The sequence below is a fragment of the Sulfitobacter sp. UBA4523 genome (assembly GCF_002388305.1).
In the GTDB taxonomy this organism is placed as follows: Bacteria; Pseudomonadota; Alphaproteobacteria; order Rhodobacterales; family Rhodobacteraceae; genus Sulfitobacter; species Sulfitobacter pontiacus.
In genome coordinates, this window is record NZ_DGMH01000021.1 from 34,188 (window position 1) to 34,546 (window position 359).

At 64.3% G+C, this 359-nt stretch carries 1 pseudogene; it reads right to left on the reverse strand.

Annotation, left to right across the window (positions count from 1 at the left end):
- A pseudogene (locus tag B3849_RS04720) lies at positions 1 to 359 on the reverse strand (glutamine synthetase); the annotation flags it as partial.

Below are 359 nucleotides of genomic sequence, written 5' to 3' on the forward strand. Positions count from 1 at the left end.
ATCCGCCGCGCCTTGTGGCTGCCGGACGGGATACGGATGGAGGAGGTGCGGTTCTCGTAGGCCCAAGAGATCCCCGTGGGGGCGTGGGCACCGGGCACCATACGGTCAAAGCTGTTGGCGTGGGGCGCAAAGACCAGCGCGCAGCCGGCCATGGCATTCATACAGCCCGCCACAGCGTGACGCATGATCGCCGTGCCTTGAGGGCCGCCGTCGTCAAAGACATTGTTGCCGTTCTTGTCGAGCACCGAGAAATGCGTGTGCAGGCCCGATCCGGGGTAATCCTCGTAGGGTTTCGCCATGAAGCTTGCGGCAAAGCCGTGGCGGCGGGCGAGGCCCTTGACCAGCATCTTGAACAGCCA